This window comes from Embleya scabrispora DSM 41855, from assembly GCF_000372745.1.
GTDB classification, from domain to species: Bacteria; Actinomycetota; Actinomycetes; order Streptomycetales; family Streptomycetaceae; genus Embleya; species Embleya scabrispora.
This window is the reverse complement of the sequence record NZ_KB889670.1, coordinates 1-16416: the sequence shown is the minus strand read 5'-3', so window position 1 is coordinate 16416 and position 16416 is coordinate 1. Positions and strand designations below refer to the sequence as shown.

The window sequence follows — 16416 nt, the reverse complement described above, 5'->3', positions numbered from 1 at the left end:
CATCCGACATGGCAGTTGCTAGGGCGATCCGCGAAAGTCCGGTGTCCGGATCCGCAGGAACGCCTCCACGGCCGCGACATGGGCCGCGGCGCACGCGGCGGCGCGGGTGGGATCGCGGTCGGTCAGCGCCGCGAGGATCGCCTCGTGCTCCGCGAGCACACGCGCGAATACGCCCTGCTCCTTGTGGCCGCGCCAGACCCGGGCCCGTATGGTCCGGCTGCTCAGCGACTCGATCAACGCGCCGAGCACGGGATTGCCCGCGGCCTGGCACATGATCCGGTGGAATCGGACATCGGCGGCGACGACCTCGTCCACCTCGGCCTCACCGCGTTGGGGGTCGAGCCGCATCTCGACCAAACAGGCTTCGAGCGCCTCGAGTTGCTCGGCGGTGATCCGGACCGCGGCCCGCGCGGCGGCCTCCGACTCCAGGACTCGACGCACCGCGAGCACATCCACGACGGTGGCGTCCGCGGACAGTTCGACGAACATCGAGAAGGCATCGAGCAGCAGCCCCGGCGCGAGCGAGGTCACGTAGGTGCCGTCGCCCTGCCGGGACTCCAGCACCCCGACGAGGGTCAGTGCCCGGATCGCCTCACGCAGCGAGTTGCGGGAAACGCCCAACTCGCCGGCGAGAAGCCGTTCGGTGGGCAGCCGCCCTCCGGGCGGGAAGTCACCGGAGGTGATCATGGCCTTGATCTGTACGATCGTCTCGTCCGTGACGGACGCACGAGCGGTTTTGGGTTCGGTGCCGGGATCCACACCGGAAGCGTAGAGCCTGCTCGACCGGGATGGGCCGCCGGCATCGTGGAAGCCGACTTCGTCGCCGTCGGCCCCGGCGGGCGCGAAACACGGCGCAGGGCGTCCTTCCCGATCAGGGTGGCAGCGTCACGTTCGGTGGCGGCGGCGAACGCACGCGCGGTCACAGCCTCCAGATCAGCGGCAGGCCCGCCTGCGCGCCCTCGGCCGAGTAATCGTGTGCCACCTCGGTCAACTCGCCCATGCGAGCCTGCCATTCGACATTGACCGGCAGATCGGCCAGTGCCGCGAGCAGAGCGGCGTAGTCGTCACATTCGATCAGGTGGAACAGGTCCCGGCCACTGCGCCAGATGCTCCACTCGTGTGCGCCGGCCGCCTTGATCGCGGCGGTCAACTCGTCCGGCACCTCGCGGTGGGCCTGTTCGTACTCGCTCTCGCGGCCCGCTGCGAGTCGGGTGTGCAGGGTTACGCGCATGACTGGAACTCCCTTGTGGTACCTAGGATTTGCCGGATCGCCAGTCGGCTTCGCCGGCATGGGCGACCAGCCACTGTTCGACCTCGTCGACGTGCACGGCTGCTGCCGCCGCAGCCGCCTGCGGGTCGCGCCCGGCGACCGCGCGATGAATGCGCTCGTGTTCCTGCCGGACGTCGGCCAGGACACCGGCGTCCTTGTGGCCGCGCCAGATCCGGGCTCGGAAGGTGCGTGTGGACAGGCCGTCGATGATCGCGGCCAGCATCGCGTTGCCGGCCGCCTCCGCGATGATTCGGTGAAAGGCCAGGTCGGCGGCGACGATCTCCTCGACGGTCGAACCGGCCGACATGATCTCCAACTGTTCGGCCATTCGCTTCAGGTGCTTCTCCGTCGCGCGCGCCGCCGCCAGCGCGGTCGCGGCCGGCTCCAGGATTCGGCGGACCTGGAGGAGTTCGGCGAGCCCGTCACCGCGACTGATCTCGGCGACGATGCCGAAAGTTTCGAGGAGATCACTCGGCTGCAGGCTCGTCACGTATATGCCCGCGCCGTGTCGGGCCTCCAGGACGCCCATCGCGGTCAGTGCCCGGATCGCCTCGCGCATCGAACTGCGGGACAGGCCGAACTGCACGGCCAGCTCGCGTTCGGTGGGCAGACGCTCGCCCGGTTGTAGAGCGCCGTCGGCGATCAGCGCGCGGACCTGATCCACAGCCCGTTGGGTGACCGTCGTTTTCGGAGCTTCAGCGGCCACCGATCTCCCCCTTCCCGGGTACCACGCCGGAGCGTCCGAAGCGGCTGCACCTAGGTATCCCGTGGATCGGAGTTGACGTCAAGTCTTGACAGTGGACCTACCATCACGTTTCAGTGGCCAAACCAATTCAGCAAATTGACCGCAACTTGAGCCGCAAACTCAGACAATCTGCGGCGATTGGTCCGAGGATTGGTTCTCATACGCAGGACCATTGCGTAGATCTGGAGTGACCTTCCGTGAAATTCCTGCGCGTTGGAGCACCCGGCTCCGAACGGCCGGCCGTGCTCGGCGAGGACGGCCGTGTACACGACCTGTCCGCGATCACACCCGACCTCGACGGGACGTTTCTCGCCGGTGGCGGCATCGCTCGGGCCCGGGCCGCTCTCGCGGCCGGTGACCTCCCGCAGCTCACCCGGCCCGGTCGGATCGGTGCCGCGGTGGCACGGCCGGGCAAGGTCGTCTGCGTCGGTCTCAACTATCGCGATCATGCCGAGGAGACCGGCGCGGAACTGCCCGCCGAGCCGATCCTGTTCATGAAGGATCCCGGCACGGTGATCGGACCGGACGACGAGGTGCTCATCCCGCGCGAGAGCGTCAAGACCGACTGGGAGGTCGAGCTCGCGGTCGTGATCGGCTCCCGGGCCCGCTACCTGGAGACCGACGAGGAAGCCGCCGCGTGCGTCGCGGGCTACGCGATCAGCAACGACGTGTCCGAGCGCGAGTTCCAGCTGGAGCGCGGCGGCCAGTGGGACAAGGGCAAATCCTGCGAAACGTTCAACCCGCTCGGCCCGTGGTTCGTCAGCTCGGACGAGGTCGGTGACCCGCAGACGCTCGATCTCAAGCTCTGGGTCGATGGCGAGGCCAGACAGCACGGCAGCACGAGGAACATGATCTTCGGTGTCCACCACATCGTGCGCTACGTGAGCCGGTTCATGGTCTTGGAGCCCGGTGACGTGATCAACACCGGCACCCCGGCCGGGGTCGCGCTCGGCCTGCCGGGCACTCCCTATCTGCGGGCGGGCAACGTCGTCGAGTTGGAGATCACCGGCAACGGCACCTCGTTGGGCCGCCAGCGCCAGACCATCGGGCAGGCCTGACCATGGCGAACATCACGGCTCTGGAGACGCACGACATTCGCTTCCCCACCTCCCGCGAACTCGACGGCTCCGACGCGATGAACCCGGACCCGGACTACTCGGCCGCCTATGTGATCCTGCGGACCGACGCGACCGGCCCCGACGGCGAACCACTCGCCGGACACGGCTTCGTCTTCACGATCGGACGCGGCAACGAGGTGTGCGTGGCGGCCCTGCGCGCCCACGAGCACCTCGTGGTCGGGCGGAACCTGGACGAGGTACTCGGTGACCTCGGCGGCTTCGCGCGGAACCTGACCGGCGACTCGCAGTTGCGCTGGCTCGGCCCGGAGAAGGGCGCGATCCACATGGCCTCGGCGGCCATCGTCAACGCCACCTTCGACCTCGCCGCGACCGCCGCCGGCAAACCGCTGTGGCGCTTCCTCGCGGACCTGACCCCACAACAGCTGGTGGACCTGGTCGATTGGCGATACCTGACCGACGCGCTGACACCGGATCAGGCCCTGGCGATGCTGACCCGGAACCGGGCCGGTCGCGCGGAGCGCGAGACGCTGCTCCTGAGTCGGGGCTATCCCGCCTACACCACGACGCCGGGTTGGCTGGGCTACGACGACGACAAGCTCGTGCGACTGGCCGAGGAGGCCGTCGCCGAGGGTTTCACCCAGATCAAGCTCAAGGTGGGCGGCAACCTCGCCGACGACATCCGCCGGATGCGGCTGGCCCGTGCGGCCGTCGGGCCCGACATCCGGATCGCAGTGGACGCCAACCAGCGCTGGGACGTGGGGGCGGCCATCGATTGGATGCGCGAGCTGGCGCCCTACGACCCGTACTGGATCGAGGAGCCGACTTCGCCCGACGACGTGCTCGGGCACGCCGCGATCCGGGCCGGCATCACGCCGATCAAGGTCGCGACCGGGGAACACGTGCAGAACCGGATCCTTTTCAAGCAGTTCCTGCAAGCGGACGCGATCGACGTCCTGCAACTGGACGCGTGCCGTGTCGGCGGAGTCACCGAGAACATCGCGATCCTGCTGCTCGCCGCGCACTTCGACATTCCGGTCTGCCCGCACGCCGGCGGCGTCGGGCTGTGCGAGGTGGTGCAGCACCTGTCCATGTTCGACTTCCTGGCGGTCAGCGCCACCACGGCCGACCGGGTCGTCGAGTATGTCGACCACCTGCACGAGCACTTCGCCGAGCCGGCGCGGATCGCCGACGGTCACTACGTGGCCCCCACCGCCCCCGGCTTCTCCGCGCGCATACTCCCCACGACCCTCGCCGCGTACGCCTACCCCGACGGCGCCGTCTGGGCCGACCGTGCGGAGGTGTTCGTGTGAGCGGCAGCCGCGGTCGGCGCGGTCAACGGCTTCCTGGTGGTCAAGGTCAGGATCAACGCCTTCATCGTCGCGCCGGCGGTGCCGATCGTGCTCCGCGGGCTCCGGGTCGGCGCGACCTGTTCGCACTCATGTTGTCCCGGGTCACCAGCGGAAAGGCGCAGGACCAGCGCTCATGACCGATACTCGGCCGGGTGGTTCGACGGTCCGCGTCGCACCGTTGGCTGCCCGGGTGATCACCGAAGAGCTGTGGGCGGAATTGGAGGCGGCATGAGCAGCGTCCGAGCGCGGGTCGACGCGCATCACCACCTGTGGGATACCAACGAACGCGCATACCGATGGATGGACGGTGCTTGGGCCGACCCGCTGCGTGGGCGGTTCCGGCCGGCCGAACTCGTGGCGGCCATGCGGAACTCGGGCCCCATCGAGACGATCGCGGTCCAGGCGGTCACCGACACCGCGGAGAGCGCCGAACTCCTGGCCATCGCCGCCGATCCGGCGACGCCGGTCGCCGCGGTCGTCGGGTGGGTGGACCTGACCGCACCGGACACCGCGGATCAAATCGCCGTCCTGCGGGATGGCCCGGGTGGGGAGCGTCTGGTCGGAATCCGGCACCTCGTGCAGGACGAGCCCGACCCACGGTGGCTGCTGCGCGCGGACGTCGGCCGTTCGCTGGCCGCACTGACGGCCGCCGGCCTGGTGTACGACCTGCTCGTCAAGCCGCCACAACTGGCCGCCGCGTGGCAGGTCGCCCGGGAGCATCCCGAGCAGTCCTTCGTACTCGACCACATCGGCAAGCCCGAGATCGGCGTCGGCGCCTGGGAACCCTGGGCCACGACGATCCGCCGCCTCGGCTCGCTGCCCAACGTCGCGGTCAAAGTGTCCGGTCTGGTCACCGAGGCCGATTGGCGGGACTGGACGGTCGAACAGATCCTGCCGTACGCGCGACACGCGCTGGAGGCGTTCGGCCCCGAACGCGCGATGTTCGGCTCGGATTGGCCGGTCTGTACGCTCGCGGCGTCCTACGACGACGTGCTCTCGCTGACGGCACAGCTGTGCACCGATTTGTCCACGACCGAGCGCGATCGGGTCTTCGGGGACACGGCCCGAGCGGTGTACGGCATCTGACGGTTGGTCAGCGGCCGCGCACGATACCGGCGTGGTCGCGCTCACCTCGACGCGTCCGCCCATACACCGCCTCGCGCGTCGACGTCGACGCGCGAGGCGGGCGGTCGGCGGACGCCTCGACACGAACTCCTCGACCGGCTGGGGCCGATGCGCAACCAGCACCCAGGAATTACGAGTCGGCCTTCGGTGTGTACAGGAACTTGACCGGGTAGGCCGCGATCCGCCCGGGCTGATCGACGGTCACCCACACCTCGAATCCCGCCACGAAGCCGGATTCCTCGAGCGCGAACCCGATCACGACGCAACCGTGCCCAACGCAACCGGCATAGAGGTTCGCGGTATCGGGACACCGCCTCAACTCCTGTGCGCGCAATGCTCGATGTGGCCTCGGGTTTGCCTCGGGCAAAGCGGGTGAATGTCTTGCGGGCCGTGTGGTGTGCCAACAATGATCGATTCGCTTTGCCTTATTTCTATGTCTCGCCCCATCGGAGGGAAGATCCGAATGCGCAAGCGTGCTGCACTGCTCACCACCGCACTGGCCATCGCGTCGATGAGTGCAATCGGGACCACGGCCGGAGCCGCCACGGTTGACGCCCGACCCGCAGCGGCGTCAGCCGACAAGGCTCCCGCGCAGGCGGCGGCCGGTTGGATGCTGGTCAACCACTACACGACGTACAGCCAGTGCGTGGATGCCGGTCAGCAGTATCAGCGTGAGGGCTTTTCCCAGTGGAAATGCCCGTACGACATCATGCTGGGCTATTTCGCGCTATACGTCCGGTAGCGATATTCGCCGTTGCACAATCGGCCCCGGGCAGGGGTCGACGAGGTGGTCGATACACCAACAAATGCCGGCCCTCGACCACTTGGCAGTGCCGGTCGCATGCGAGAGGCTGCCCGAGAGGCGACGACAGCGATGCACCGCCTCGGGAAGACGCCCGGCCGGACGGTCGATGGGGCGTCCGGCGTCTCAGGGTCCCGCCTCGGCAGGGTGCGCCGGACTCCGCTCGACATCCATCCGCCGGGCCGAAGCCGGGCACCTCGGACAGGGATGACAGGCGGCATGGACAGCACGCCCGAATTCCCGGCCCAGGGGCCCGGTTTCCGATTTCGCGCGGGGCAGGACACCGACCGTCCGCCCCGTGCGTGGTCGCCGGACCGCATCGTCGGTCGCGTGCGCCGGCGACGCCCCGGCGCGGTTCGCGTGAATCGGATAGTGGCCGTCGATGCGAGTGGCTACGTTCGAGCGCCATGATCAATCGAATAGCGGTACGGCGCAGGCGACGCGTGGTCATCGTCGTTGCCGGAGCCGTCGCGATCCAGGTCGGATTGGGGGCCGGCGCGTTCGCGGCATGGGATACCGCCGGCTCGGGGAAGGACTCCGCCGCCCCCCGGACATGTACGAGCCGCCCGAATCCGGACGCACCCGAAGCGGGCGAGGAGCGCAGCTGCTTTTCGGTGGACGCCGGCGTCGACCACCCGCTCGCGGTCGGCGAGATGGCCACCGTGCGATTCGAGGTACGGTCGCAATTCGCGGCCGGGAATGTACGTGTACAAGCGGACCTGCCGGCCAACCTCGCCTGGTTCGAGGCGCCCGTCGGACTGACCCGGTCCACGCTTCCCTCGCCCAACCCGGTGCACCTGGGCACCATCGAGCGCGCGGCGACCGTGCGCACATTCAAGGCGGGGCAGAGCACCACGTACACCGGACGGATCGTCGCGAAGGCGGCCGGTCCGGCGGAGATCAAGGTACGCGCCGCCGCCGACCGGCGTGCCGAAGTGGACGCCGCCGAGGACCTGATCCCGCTCACCGTGGGCGCGGCGCCGGGCAGATCGAGCCTGGGCGCGGAGCGGTCCACCGATTCCGACTCGGTCGAGGTCGCGCCGGACGTGGCGCCGCAGGAGTCGACTCCCCACCTCGCGGCGGAATCGTTGTTCACGGCCGGCCTGCCCGCGCCGGCCGGGGACGATCCGGTGGTACCGCGCGCCCGGGCCGCGGCGGCGCCGACCGCGTGCGCGACGGGCAAGTGGCTGTACGTCGACGAGAAGGGCGTGACCAAGCCGGTGGTCAACATGACCGTCGAGGCGTGGGACGCCGATACGAGCAACGCGCACGACCTCCTCGCCAGTGGCCTCACCGGCACCAAGGGCGAGTACAAGCTGTGCTTCGACAACGCCGAGAGCAACAACAGCGGTCAGGACGTATACGTCAAGCTCACCACCAGCAACAAGAACTGGCGCGTCCAGGCGACCGGCACCACGAACGCCTTCTCGTTCACCACTCCCACGGTCGCCGACGTCGCCAACGGAAGCACCACCGCCTTCGGCAACCGCAAGCCCACCCAGGCCAACCGGATGCGCGCCCTGCACGCCTTCGACGCGCTCAACGACGCCTGGAAATGGGTTCCCGGCAACACGTGTTGGGACGCCCTGGACACCACGTGCCGTCAGGTCGTCGTCAACTGGGCACCGGACTCCACGGTCGGCAACTACTTCGGGAACAAGCAGATCCATCTCAAGGCGGACGCTCCCGACTCGCACATGACCGTCGTACACGAACTCACGCACGCCCTGATGGCCGACGTCTACGAGGACTTCGCGCCGCCCATCCCCAATTGCAGCCCGCACGGCGTTTCGGCGAAATCCTCGACGGGCTGCGCCTGGGTGGAGGGCTTCGCCGAGTGGGTACCGGCGAGCGTGTACAAGGATCCCTACTACCGGTGGCCCAGCGGTTCGTCCCTCAATTTGGAGACACCCACCTGGAGTACATCGGGCTGGGACGACGGTGACGCGGTCGAAGGCCGCGTGGCCGGTGCGCTGATCGACCTCACCGACACCACGAACGAGGGTTCCGACGTCTACGGGGAGGCCGCGCCCGGAAACGTCTGGAACACCTTCCTGCGGCACCGCTCCGCGACGTTCGCCGAATTCTGGCAGCACCGCAAGGCGGACGGATACGACACCTCCGCCGACGGCCCGCTGAAGAGCCTCTACCAGAGCGCGATCGACTACTGACGTACGGTGCCGCCCGGCCATTGACCGGGCGGCACCGTACGTGTCATGCCGATCGTTCGGACCCGCGGGTGGGGTCGGTCATTTGGCGGTGCTTCGGGTGATCCGGTCGAAGTGCACGAGTCCGTCGTTGAAGGGCTCGACGCCGGTGATGTGCCGGCTGTGCACGGCTGCCGCCGAGGCTTCCAGGTACACCCAGAAAGGCATGTCGCGGTTCAGCGACGTCTGCACGCGAGTGTAGGCGTCCCGGCGGACCTTGGGATCGGGAGAGAGTCTGCCCTCGCCCAGTGCCTTGTCGACGGCGGAGTTGCTGTAGCCGGTGATGTTGTTGATGCCCCCGGTGACCAGGAACTGATGCATGCTCGGTTCCACGTCGTCGGCCCACAGTTGGAAAACGGTTGCCTCGAAGTCGTGTTTGGCCGAGGTACGCGTGACCAGCGACGCGATGTCGACGACGTCCACGATCATGGTCACCCCCGGGTATCCGGCCAGCGTCCGCCGGATGTACTCGGCGATCTCCCGGGACTTGGGGCTGTCGGGTACCAAGTAGTGGAACACGAAAGGCTTTTGGCCATTCGAGGTGAGCTTCGCGAAAAGCTCGCCCGCCTGCTGGGGCTTGTTCTCCACGGCGGCCAGGTTCACGTTCGCCAACGGGGAACTCGCGTTGAAAATGCCCCTGGCCTGGACGCCGAGACCCTTGTAGAAGCGGCGGTTGAGCTCCTCGCCGCTCAGCGCCAACGCGATCGCCCGACGTGCGTCCGCGTTGTCGAAGGGGGGCTTGCGCAGGTTGAAGGCGATCATCAGGCCACCGTTGAGCAGTGTCTCGTCAACCTTCAGGTCCTTGCCCCGGGCCTCGCCCAACACGGTCGGGTCGGTGGTGACGGTGATGTCCGCTCGGCTCTCCGCGATCGACTCCGGTGCGGCCGCGATGTTGCGGTCCACCCGGAAGACGAGTTCGTCGAGGTGCGGCAGTCCCTTCTGCCAGTAGGTCTCGTTGCGCACCATGCGCAGGTCTTTCCCGGGCTCCCAGGCGGCGAGTTTGAACGGGCCCGCGCCGATCGGGGTGCGCTTGAGGGCGGCTCGGCCCTCCGGAGTGGAGACGAACTTCGTGGGGGCGACGAATGCGAGATTGCGGGCGACCATGTGGTCGAAGTTGGCGTTGGCGGACGGGAGTTCGATCCGCAATTGTAGATCCGACACCAGGATCAGCTTGACGTCCCGCAGTACACCGCCGACCAACGAATTGACCGTCGGGTCCCGATGCGCGTCCCACGTCGCCTTGACGGCGGCGGCGTCCAGGACCGAGCCGTCCGAGAAGCGCAGTCCCGCGCGCAGGGTCAGTGTCCAATTCGTGAGCTGGGCGTCGCTGGTCAACGACTCGGCCAGCTTGGGGTGCACGGTGCCGGTCGCCGGCTCCGTCCAGACCAGGACGTCGTACAGCGCCGACATCCGGTTGCCGTCGGCCACGTTCGGATAGCTCGCGCTGAACGGGTCCAGGCCGCGCGGCTCACCCGGAAGGAGGAAGACGGCCGAGCCACCCGCCTGTGGTGTACCCGATGCGTCGGATTCGTCGCCGCCGACGAGCCCGCATCCGGCCGTGGCGCTCAGGCAGATCATCGCCAGGGCCAGGGCCGGGGACAAGGGGCGCAGTACATTTCGGAAGGGTCCGACATTGCGAAGGCGGCCACCGAGTCCGGTGGTTCTTCGCGTGGTTCGCAGCGCGAACGGCACGAGGTGTGCACCTGCCCTGTATCGACGAGATATGGATACCGTGCGTCGCCGGTCAACCGGTCGAATCGTCGCGAACGGGGCTGCGGATCGCCTGAGTACGCGCACCACTTCGCGCCGCACTTCCGCGCGTCGCACGCCTCGCGTGTCGATCCGTCCATCGCTACCGGGACGTGGCGAGAACACCGCGGGACACGGACGGATCACGCCCCGAGCCTCGCGGCGCAACAGAAGCTATAGGCGCGTTCGCGAGGCGGCTATCCATCCGACGCGAGATTCCCACTCCTGCGGACTCCGGCCTCGCGAGCACGGTGCTTGATCGAAGCCATCGCCGCGGCGGGGCCGGGGAGTTCGAGCATCGACGGCTCATGGGTTCGAGCGTCCTCACGGCCGCGTGTCCCCGCACAGGGGTGCTGCGCGAGGAGGGCAACCGCAGGCTGACCACACTGCGGCGGGCGGATCCGGACGAGCACTTCCCCGGTCTGCCGGACGCGATCGTGCGCGCGTACGACCGGCAGGCGGGCGAGCACGGCTGACCGCGGCGGCCCGCCCGCCGAGCGGAGACCGACCGATCCGCGACCCGTGACGGCCATGCGCGCCGAGACAAGCCACACGCACCCGGCCAACGCACCGGGCAACTCCATCTGCTCCTGCACGACGTTGCGCGCGAACGGGCCGCCCCGACACACGTTCTGGCGCATCCCGCGCTGGGCCACTCGCGTGGGGACTTCGGCACACGGTGACTCAGGGTGAGCACACGCCCCGGCTCACCCCCACTCGCGTGGGGACTTCAGCTCATCCGACATCACGGGGTGCTCCACGCCCGGCTCACCCCCACTCGCGTGGGGACTTCCTTGCTGACCTGCGAGTACTCGGGGGCTTTGCCGATTCGTGATGTAAAAAGGGTCATTGTGGCAAGGTTCTTGCCTGATTCGCCTCGCGGGTCGTCGGCTGCCCGCGAAAGCCGGTGAGGTCGCATGGTTTGTCCTGTTCGCGGTGTTGGTCGGAACGGGTATGCCATGTACGTGTTCCGGCGGCGCAGGGGTGGTGGGAGCGTCCGTGGAGCGCGTGGGTGGCGGTCGGGGTCGCGGGTGTTCAGTGTGTCGGTTCCGGTATGGCGCGCCCGTGCGGGGGCGTGGACCCGTCGGGCAACAATGGTCTCGGTCGGTGATGGTGTCAGAAAGAGAGGACTCGCGGCGGTCACCAATGGCGCGGACGCGGTAGCGACGGCGTAATACTGCCCTCGTCCATGGGCCGGTACCTTCCGGGGCCAAGTAGCCCTGGCAGAAACGACCATCGGCATGAACCCCAGTCAGCCGGTCGACGACTCGCCGCTGCACGGGCGGCCCACAAGGACCGCCGCCTCTGCGCTACCAGCGGTCGTCGACATCGATACCAGGCCGGGACCGACATCTCCGCGCTCACCTATGCCGGCGAGGGTGCTGCGGTGGAGTCGAGCCCGGACGCCGTGGTGGGCGGAGAGGCCGGTCATGTCGATGACGTCGACGTCGAGCAGCGTGAGCAGGAGCGTCCCCGACATCCACACGATGCTCGCCGCGGGCGGCGTCCTCGGCGAGCATCGTGTGGATGTCGGGGACGCGGATCGCGTCGGGAGCGGTGGGTCCGGTGGACCCGGTCGGCCAATGAACTCGACGGCCGGCAGTGGCGGTCTGCCGGGAATGGGTGCGGTGTAGCTGTTGTGGTCGCCGCCGAAGATGGCTGACAGTTTGACCCTCGAGCCGCTGTCGGCGACGTACGCCTTGTCGAGGAAGCGAGTCAGGTATTCACCCTCGATCACGCGGGCCGTGCAGGAGGAGTGGGTGAGGTGCTGCGACACGCAGACGATCGGCAGCGTCTCCCCGCCGGTGTCGTGCAGGCGTACGGACCGTACGGTGGGCTCCAGTTGCCACCCGCAGTCGTCCCAGCCGCATCCCGGCGTGCTTGGACGGCGTCGAGCGTGGGGGTTGTCGTGCATGTCGTGCATGTCGTGCATCCTCGCGACGCTACCGGCCGGGTCCGACACCGGGCCGCTGGGCGCGGCCGGGCGATCGGGTGGCCTAGCTGATCTGGACGATCGTGACGGTGACGCACCGGTCCTCGATGATGAACGTCGCCGTCCCCTCCACGCAGAATGCGTACTCGCGCATGTTGTTGCTGCGGGTGGGCGAGCCGACCCGCCAGGGATCGGAGGCGAGGCGTCGGGTCATGTCGTCGTAGGCGCTGTTCACGTGGGCCGGCTGCCCCTTGAGCCAGCGCTGCACTGTGTAGGTGGACTCGACGCCGTAGCTCACGGGTTGTCTCCCCACTGCGTGCGGTCGGCCGGGACGGTGTCGACGGGCAGGCCGGCGTTGATCCGCCGGATGATCTCCTCGGTCTCCGGCCAGTCGGAGCTGCGTCGCATGCGGACCTCGGCCTGCCAGGGGCCGAGCATGTCGGCGAGGGGCTGGAGGTTGCCGTCGGCGTTCGCGGCGGCGAGTGCGGCCTGGTATTCCTCTTCGAATTCCATGCGGAGGTCGTCGGGGAGTTCGGCCCGGATCTCGGCGGGGGTGGCGTGGTGGGTCCCGCCGAAGCCGATGGTGTGCTGGGGGAGGCGGGGGTCGATGGTCTCGTCCATGCGGACAGCGTGGCACCGCGGCGGGGGCGATCGGTAGCCGGCGCACTCGGGCGGGTTACGCGCCGATCGCGCGCCTGCCCAGGGCATCGAGCACGCGGGCCCACGGGTAGGTAGGGATGCGACTGCCGCCCGTACCCGGCGGGTGCGGGCGGAACCCCTCGTCTCCGTACAGGACCCGGACCCCACAGCCGCGAAGGGTCTCGACCGCCCGGTCGACGGCGGGGTGTGCGGCCTGAGCGGCATTCCAGAACGGCAGCGCGGCAATGGGCAGGCCCAGCCCGATCGCCTCGGTGAGAACCCCCAGCGCGTAGGTGTCCGCGTGCCCGTGCGCCCATTTCGTGCAGGTGTTCATGGTCATCGGCGCCACTGCGACGGCATCCGCCTTCGGCCACCGGCCGGGCTCGTCCGCCCGCCGGTAGCGGTGCCGGATCGGCCGCCCGGTCGCCGCCTCGACCGCGGCGACATCGACGAACCCGCCGTCTCGTGCCGCCGGCGTCGCAATCGTGCACACGTCCCAGCCCCGCCCGATCGCGTCGTCGATCAGCGTGACGACGCCCGGCGCGGGTCCCGCCGCGCACACGACCAGATACAGGACACGACTCACAGGGGTACTCCCGATCGGACGGCCGGCGAACGCAGTTCCGGGAGTCGACCGTACTCGTCGCGGCGCACCAATTCGCCGGTGAGGTTCCGGGCCACGGTGCGGGAGTGGATCTCCTCGGGCGCTTGCTCCTCGGCCGTGAGCAGGGCGATACCGGCCTGTTCAGTGCGTCCACATGCCGCGAGGGAGCGCGCGACGTCGAGCCGGAACACCGCCCGCCGCTCGGCTACTTCAAGCTGTGACACGTCGACGCCGCGCGCCGCTTCGACGGCGTGGCCGGCATTGCCCAGGGTGAGGGCGAGCGAGACGCGGTGGACCTTCACGTTCGTGGGGCCGAATGCGGTCCATTGCCGGTTGCCGTCGCCATCGAGCATCCGGGCGGCCTGCTCGGCGTCGGCGAGGAGGGCGGCGGCGGTGTCTCCCTGGCCGGCTTCGGATGCAGCCCACGCCGCTCGCAACAGGAGCGCGCCGAACACCGAGACCAGTTCGGGCGTGTCCTTCCTGAGGTAGCGAGTGAGGTCGTCGGCGGCGAGGGCGCCGTGCTTCACGGCCTGTCGATGGTGGCCGACGGCGCCCATGGCGTGGACGACGATGCGCGTGGCGCTGCCGGTCGCGGCGGGTTCGTCGAGTATGTGAGCGGCTCGGGCGGCGCGGTCGGCTGCGATCCAGGCGGATGCGGCATCACGCCGCTTGAGAAGGAGGCCGGCCGCCACGTGGTAGGCGGTGACTGCGGCGTGCTGCACGCGGGGGTCGTCGGTGTGGTCCTGGGTTCCGCGGACTGCGGCGAGGAGGCCCGGGAGGCCGGCGAGGAGCACCTCGTAGCGGCACGCCTGCATGTGGCCTTTGGCCGATCGGGCACCGCGCAGCAACTCGTCGGGATCCATGGTGGGTCCGCCGTGTGCGGTGAGTTCGGCGCGCACGGAGTCGAGCGGATCCGCAGGCGGATCGGCGAGAAGCTCGGCGGGGCTGCGCGGTAGTCGCGGCGGCACGACGGAGACGGCTACGGACGAGGCGAGGAACGATCGTCGGTTCATGTCTGCATCGTCAGGTGTCGCATCCTCGGCTCCGGCAGGGAGGGTGACACTGGGCGGGATGAACCCGAGGCGCTCGATGGGCGCGTCGAACAGGGCGACGAGCACTCGCCTGGCGGGTGGATGCGGCCGGCCGGGATTGGTCGATTCCCAGCGGCGAACCTGGCGCGCGGAGACCGCCACACGTTCGCCCATCTGGAGAGCGCGCAGCTCGAAGGCCTCGGCGAAGTCTTCCTGCGAGTGCCGGCCCTTGGCGTGGCGTGCGGCTACGAGGGCGGGATTGCCTGGCGTATACGGCCGCATGGTGGCGTCCTCCGGGGAGCGAATCGTCCCTTCACGGTAGGTGCTCGGCGGTCGTTCGGGCACGGAAATGGCCGGATGAATGGCCTCGACAGTGGCCGTCGATCCGGCCTCGTCCATGGCCTTGCCAAGCGGTTCGCCAGGGGCATGCACAAACCGGCGATCACGGGAGTGGATATGACGGTCGCCATCTCCGGGCGGCGCGTCCTGGGCCATTACTGTCTCCATCGTGTAGCGGGTGGGCGGTGGTCTCGCCCGGCCTGGTGTGCGGGGGTCTTCAGGCACCAGAGGCCGGGCGAGGATGGTGGGCCCGGCGGCGTCGGATCACCGCCGGGCCGGGCCGCCCGCAGGGAAGGGGCGCGAGCGGCAACGGGCGGGGTCAGCCGCCCGAGTTCGACATCCGCCGGTGCGGCGGGCCGGGGACCGGGTACAGCAGGTACGCCCGGATCTCGTGCTGGAGCGCAACGAGTTCGTCGTGCGTCATGTCCACCGGCGCGCGGTCGGGGAGCGCCACTCGGATCGGGCGATGAGAGTCGCCGGACCGGCCGACATGGGGTCGGCCGTCGGCCTGAGCCACGTCACGTACATCCTCGACCACCCGGCATTCTCGCCCGGTGTTGTCGTCGGCAGTGTGCAGCGCGGCCGCGTTTGGGTGAAGCCGTACAGCGGCGGCCCGAAGTGGTCCGCCAAGGTCGAGGACGTCAAGCGCGCCAGCAGGTAGGCCGCTACGTCAGCCGCACTCGCCACCGGTCCGCCGGCAGCAACAGTTCGTCGACCGCCGCGGGGCGTCCGTCCCGCGAGTACCTGACCACCGGCACGACCAGGAGCATCGGACCGGTGGCAACCCCGAGCATGCCCGCCTCACCGGCCACGGCCGCGCGCCCGGATAGATCGCTCAACGCGTGTGCGCCGGGCACCGGACGAAGGCGGCTGGTGTACCGCACCAGCAGGTGGCTGGTCCGGCCGTCGGGGTCGAGCAACTCGACGCGTTCGCAATGGACTCGGGCGCCGATCCGGAGGCCGAGCATGTCCGCCACCGCAGACGGCGCCTCGGTGCGGGACAGGTGCCGTTCCCCGGTGCCGTGCGGCCACGGGGCGGCGGGTTCGGTCAGGGTCCTCACGGGAAGAGAGTGCTTCACCGTGGGCTGGTATCGCTGCAAACCCTCGATAGGCCCGGCTCACCCCCACCTGCGTGGGGACTTCCCACCAACCTGCTGAACGCCGACACGGCCGGGCGGCTCACCCCCACCTGCGTGGGGACTTCCCACCAACCTGCTGTCGGCCGACACGGCCGGGCGGCTCACCCCCACCTGCGTGGGGACTTCCCCGCGTCCTGAGGTGCTCTATTTCTTCCGGACAGCGACCCGCGTAGGGTTGTCGAGATTCGGAAATGAGAGAGAACGTGCCACCTAGATATCCGCAGAAGTTCAGGGAAGAGGCCGTCCGCCTGGTGATCGAGGGCCCGCGCCCGATCGCCCGCGTCGCCACCGAGCTCGGAGTCAACGAAACGACGCTCAGGGGCTGGGTGAAGCAATATCGCCTCTCCCACGAGGGCAACGCGGAATCCGACGAAAGCCCGAAATCGGACCGCGAGCGGCAGCTGG

At 69.1% G+C, this 16416-nt stretch carries 19 protein-coding genes; 8 read left to right on the top strand and 11 right to left on the bottom strand.

All coding sequences use genetic code 11. The features are described from left to right. Positions 1-18 precede the first annotated feature (18 nt). From A3IC_RS0122740 to A3IC_RS55980, 3 genes are all read right to left on the bottom strand, one after another. The gene (locus tag A3IC_RS0122740) at positions 19-759 is read right to left on the bottom strand and encodes a FadR/GntR family transcriptional regulator (RefSeq protein WP_020552362.1); all 741 of its coding nucleotides are present in this window, start codon (positions 757-759) and stop codon (positions 19-21) included. Between the two features lie 160 nt (positions 760-919). Next, positions 920-1231 (bottom strand): L-rhamnose mutarotase, encoded by a 312-nt coding sequence (locus tag A3IC_RS0122735; RefSeq protein WP_020552361.1) that lies wholly within the window; start codon positions 1229-1231, stop codon positions 920-922. Between the two features lie 22 nt (positions 1232-1253). Continuing rightward, positions 1254-1976 carry a FadR/GntR family transcriptional regulator gene (locus tag A3IC_RS55980; RefSeq protein ID WP_040877042.1) on the bottom strand — a complete coding sequence of 241 codons (723 nt, stop codon included), beginning with the start codon at positions 1974-1976 and terminating at the stop codon, positions 1254-1256. Positions 1977-2212: 236 nt separating this feature from the next. Here A3IC_RS55980 and A3IC_RS0122725 point away from each other — a divergent pair, with 236 nt between their 5' ends. From A3IC_RS0122725 to A3IC_RS0122715, 3 genes are all read left to right on the top strand, one after another. Continuing rightward, the gene (locus A3IC_RS0122725; RefSeq protein ID WP_026218600.1) at positions 2213-3073 is read left to right on the top strand and encodes a fumarylacetoacetate hydrolase family protein; all 861 of its coding nucleotides are present in this window, start codon (positions 2213-2215) and stop codon (positions 3071-3073) included. Between the two features lie 2 nt (positions 3074-3075). Next, positions 3076-4404 (top strand): enolase C-terminal domain-like protein, encoded by a 1329-nt coding sequence (locus A3IC_RS0122720; protein ID WP_020552358.1) that lies wholly within the window; start codon positions 3076-3078, stop codon positions 4402-4404. Positions 4405-4671: 267 nt separating this feature from the next. Continuing rightward, positions 4672-5529: an amidohydrolase family protein gene (locus A3IC_RS0122715; protein ID WP_020552357.1), complete on the top strand. Its 858-nt coding sequence runs from the start codon at positions 4672-4674 to the stop codon at positions 5527-5529. 169 nt (positions 5530-5698) lie between these two features. Here A3IC_RS0122715 and A3IC_RS72620 read toward each other — a convergent pair whose 3' ends face one another. Further along, the gene (locus A3IC_RS72620) at positions 5699-5827 is read right to left on the bottom strand and encodes a hypothetical protein (RefSeq protein ID WP_020552356.1); all 129 of its coding nucleotides are present in this window, start codon (positions 5825-5827) and stop codon (positions 5699-5701) included. A 204-nt stretch (positions 5828-6031) separates the two neighbouring features. Between A3IC_RS72620 and A3IC_RS0122705 the strand changes: the two genes are divergently transcribed. Both A3IC_RS0122705 and A3IC_RS55975 read left to right on the top strand, forming a co-directional pair. Next, positions 6032-6310, top strand: coding sequence for a hypothetical protein (locus A3IC_RS0122705; protein ID WP_158696059.1), 279 nt, complete (start codon positions 6032-6034; stop codon positions 6308-6310). A 467-nt stretch (positions 6311-6777) separates the two neighbouring features. Continuing rightward, a complete protein-coding gene (locus A3IC_RS55975) occupies positions 6778-8541 on the top strand; it encodes a transthyretin-like family protein (RefSeq protein ID WP_158696058.1) in 1764 nt (587 codons plus the stop codon). A gap of 78 nt (positions 8542-8619) precedes the next feature. Here A3IC_RS55975 and A3IC_RS0122695 read toward each other — a convergent pair whose 3' ends face one another. Continuing rightward, positions 8620-10179, bottom strand: a complete 1560-nt coding sequence (locus tag A3IC_RS0122695; RefSeq protein WP_020552353.1) for an ABC transporter substrate-binding protein — start codon at positions 10177-10179, stop codon at positions 8620-8622. 455 nt (positions 10180-10634) lie between these two features. On the opposite strand from A3IC_RS0122695, the gene A3IC_RS68865 reads away from it, so the two are divergent. After that, positions 10635-10802: a hypothetical protein gene (locus tag A3IC_RS68865; protein WP_158696057.1), complete on the top strand. Its 168-nt coding sequence runs from the start codon at positions 10635-10637 to the stop codon at positions 10800-10802. A 776-nt stretch (positions 10803-11578) separates the two neighbouring features. Here the strand turns inward: A3IC_RS68865 and A3IC_RS0122685 are convergent. The 5 genes from A3IC_RS0122685 to A3IC_RS62535 all read right to left on the bottom strand — a co-directional run bounded on the left by A3IC_RS0122685 (position 11579) and on the right by A3IC_RS62535 (position 15028). Then, on the bottom strand, positions 11579-12259 hold the full coding sequence (locus A3IC_RS0122685; protein WP_020552351.1) for a hypothetical protein: 681 nt from the start codon (positions 12257-12259) through the stop codon (positions 11579-11581). A gap of 64 nt (positions 12260-12323) precedes the next feature. After that, the gene (locus A3IC_RS0122680; RefSeq protein WP_020552350.1) at positions 12324-12557 is read right to left on the bottom strand and encodes a hypothetical protein; all 234 of its coding nucleotides are present in this window, start codon (positions 12555-12557) and stop codon (positions 12324-12326) included. Continuing rightward, a complete protein-coding gene (locus tag A3IC_RS0122675; RefSeq protein ID WP_020552349.1) occupies positions 12554-12880 on the bottom strand; it encodes a DUF6247 family protein in 327 nt (108 codons plus the stop codon). Before A3IC_RS0122675 ends, A3IC_RS0122680 begins: the two co-directional genes overlap by 4 nt. Before the next feature lie 55 nt (positions 12881-12935). Then, entirely contained in the window at positions 12936-13484 is a 549-nt protein-coding gene (locus A3IC_RS0122670; RefSeq protein WP_020552348.1) for a flavoprotein, read from the bottom strand. Beyond that, positions 13481-15028, bottom strand: a complete 1548-nt coding sequence (locus A3IC_RS62535) for a hypothetical protein (protein WP_158696056.1) — start codon at positions 15026-15028, stop codon at positions 13481-13483. The genes A3IC_RS0122670 and A3IC_RS62535 overlap by 4 nt, the downstream gene beginning before the upstream one ends. A 310-nt stretch (positions 15029-15338) precedes the next feature. On the opposite strand from A3IC_RS62535, the gene A3IC_RS55965 reads away from it, so the two are divergent. Continuing rightward, the gene (locus tag A3IC_RS55965) at positions 15339-15533 is read left to right on the top strand and encodes a hypothetical protein (RefSeq protein WP_040877041.1); all 195 of its coding nucleotides are present in this window, start codon (positions 15339-15341) and stop codon (positions 15531-15533) included. A 4-nt stretch (positions 15534-15537) separates the two neighbouring features. Here the strand turns inward: A3IC_RS55965 and A3IC_RS0122655 are convergent, their stop codons facing one another. Then, positions 15538-15933: a UTRA domain-containing protein gene (locus A3IC_RS0122655; protein WP_020552345.1), complete on the bottom strand. Its 396-nt coding sequence runs from the start codon at positions 15931-15933 to the stop codon at positions 15538-15540. Between the two features lie 269 nt (positions 15934-16202). Here A3IC_RS0122655 and A3IC_RS65145 point away from each other — a divergent pair. Beyond that, the coding region (locus A3IC_RS65145; RefSeq protein WP_040877050.1) for a transposase at positions 16203-16416 on the top strand (214 nt) is incomplete at its 3' end.

What these genes read in the sequence shown, in the direction of transcription:
- A3IC_RS0122685 (WP_020552351.1), bottom strand. Translation starts at nt 12,259, where the DNA reads ATGCACGACATGCACGACATGCACGACAACCCCCACGCTCGACGCCGT.
- A3IC_RS0122715 (WP_020552357.1), top strand. Translation starts at nt 4,672, where the DNA reads ATGAGCAGCGTCCGAGCGCGGGTCGACGCGCATCACCACCTGTGGGAT.
- A3IC_RS62535 (WP_158696056.1), bottom strand. Translation starts at nt 15,028, where the DNA reads ATGGCCCAGGACGCGCCGCCCGGAGATGGCGACCGTCATATCCACTCC.
- A3IC_RS0122735 (WP_020552361.1), bottom strand. Translation starts at nt 1,231, where the DNA reads ATGCGCGTAACCCTGCACACCCGACTCGCAGCGGGCCGCGAGAGCGAG.
- A3IC_RS0122705 (WP_158696059.1), top strand. Translation starts at nt 6,032, where the DNA reads ATGCGCAAGCGTGCTGCACTGCTCACCACCGCACTGGCCATCGCGTCG.
- A3IC_RS0122720 (WP_020552358.1), top strand. Translation starts at nt 3,076, where the DNA reads ATGGCGAACATCACGGCTCTGGAGACGCACGACATTCGCTTCCCCACC.
- A3IC_RS0122675 (WP_020552349.1), bottom strand. Translation starts at nt 12,880, where the DNA reads ATGGACGAGACCATCGACCCCCGCCTCCCCCAGCACACCATCGGCTTC.
- A3IC_RS55975 (WP_158696058.1), top strand. Translation starts at nt 6,778, where the DNA reads ATGATCAATCGAATAGCGGTACGGCGCAGGCGACGCGTGGTCATCGTC.
- A3IC_RS55965 (WP_040877041.1), top strand. Translation starts at nt 15,339, where the DNA reads ATGAGAGTCGCCGGACCGGCCGACATGGGGTCGGCCGTCGGCCTGAGC.
- A3IC_RS68865 (WP_158696057.1), top strand. Translation starts at nt 10,635, where the DNA reads ATGGGTTCGAGCGTCCTCACGGCCGCGTGTCCCCGCACAGGGGTGCTG.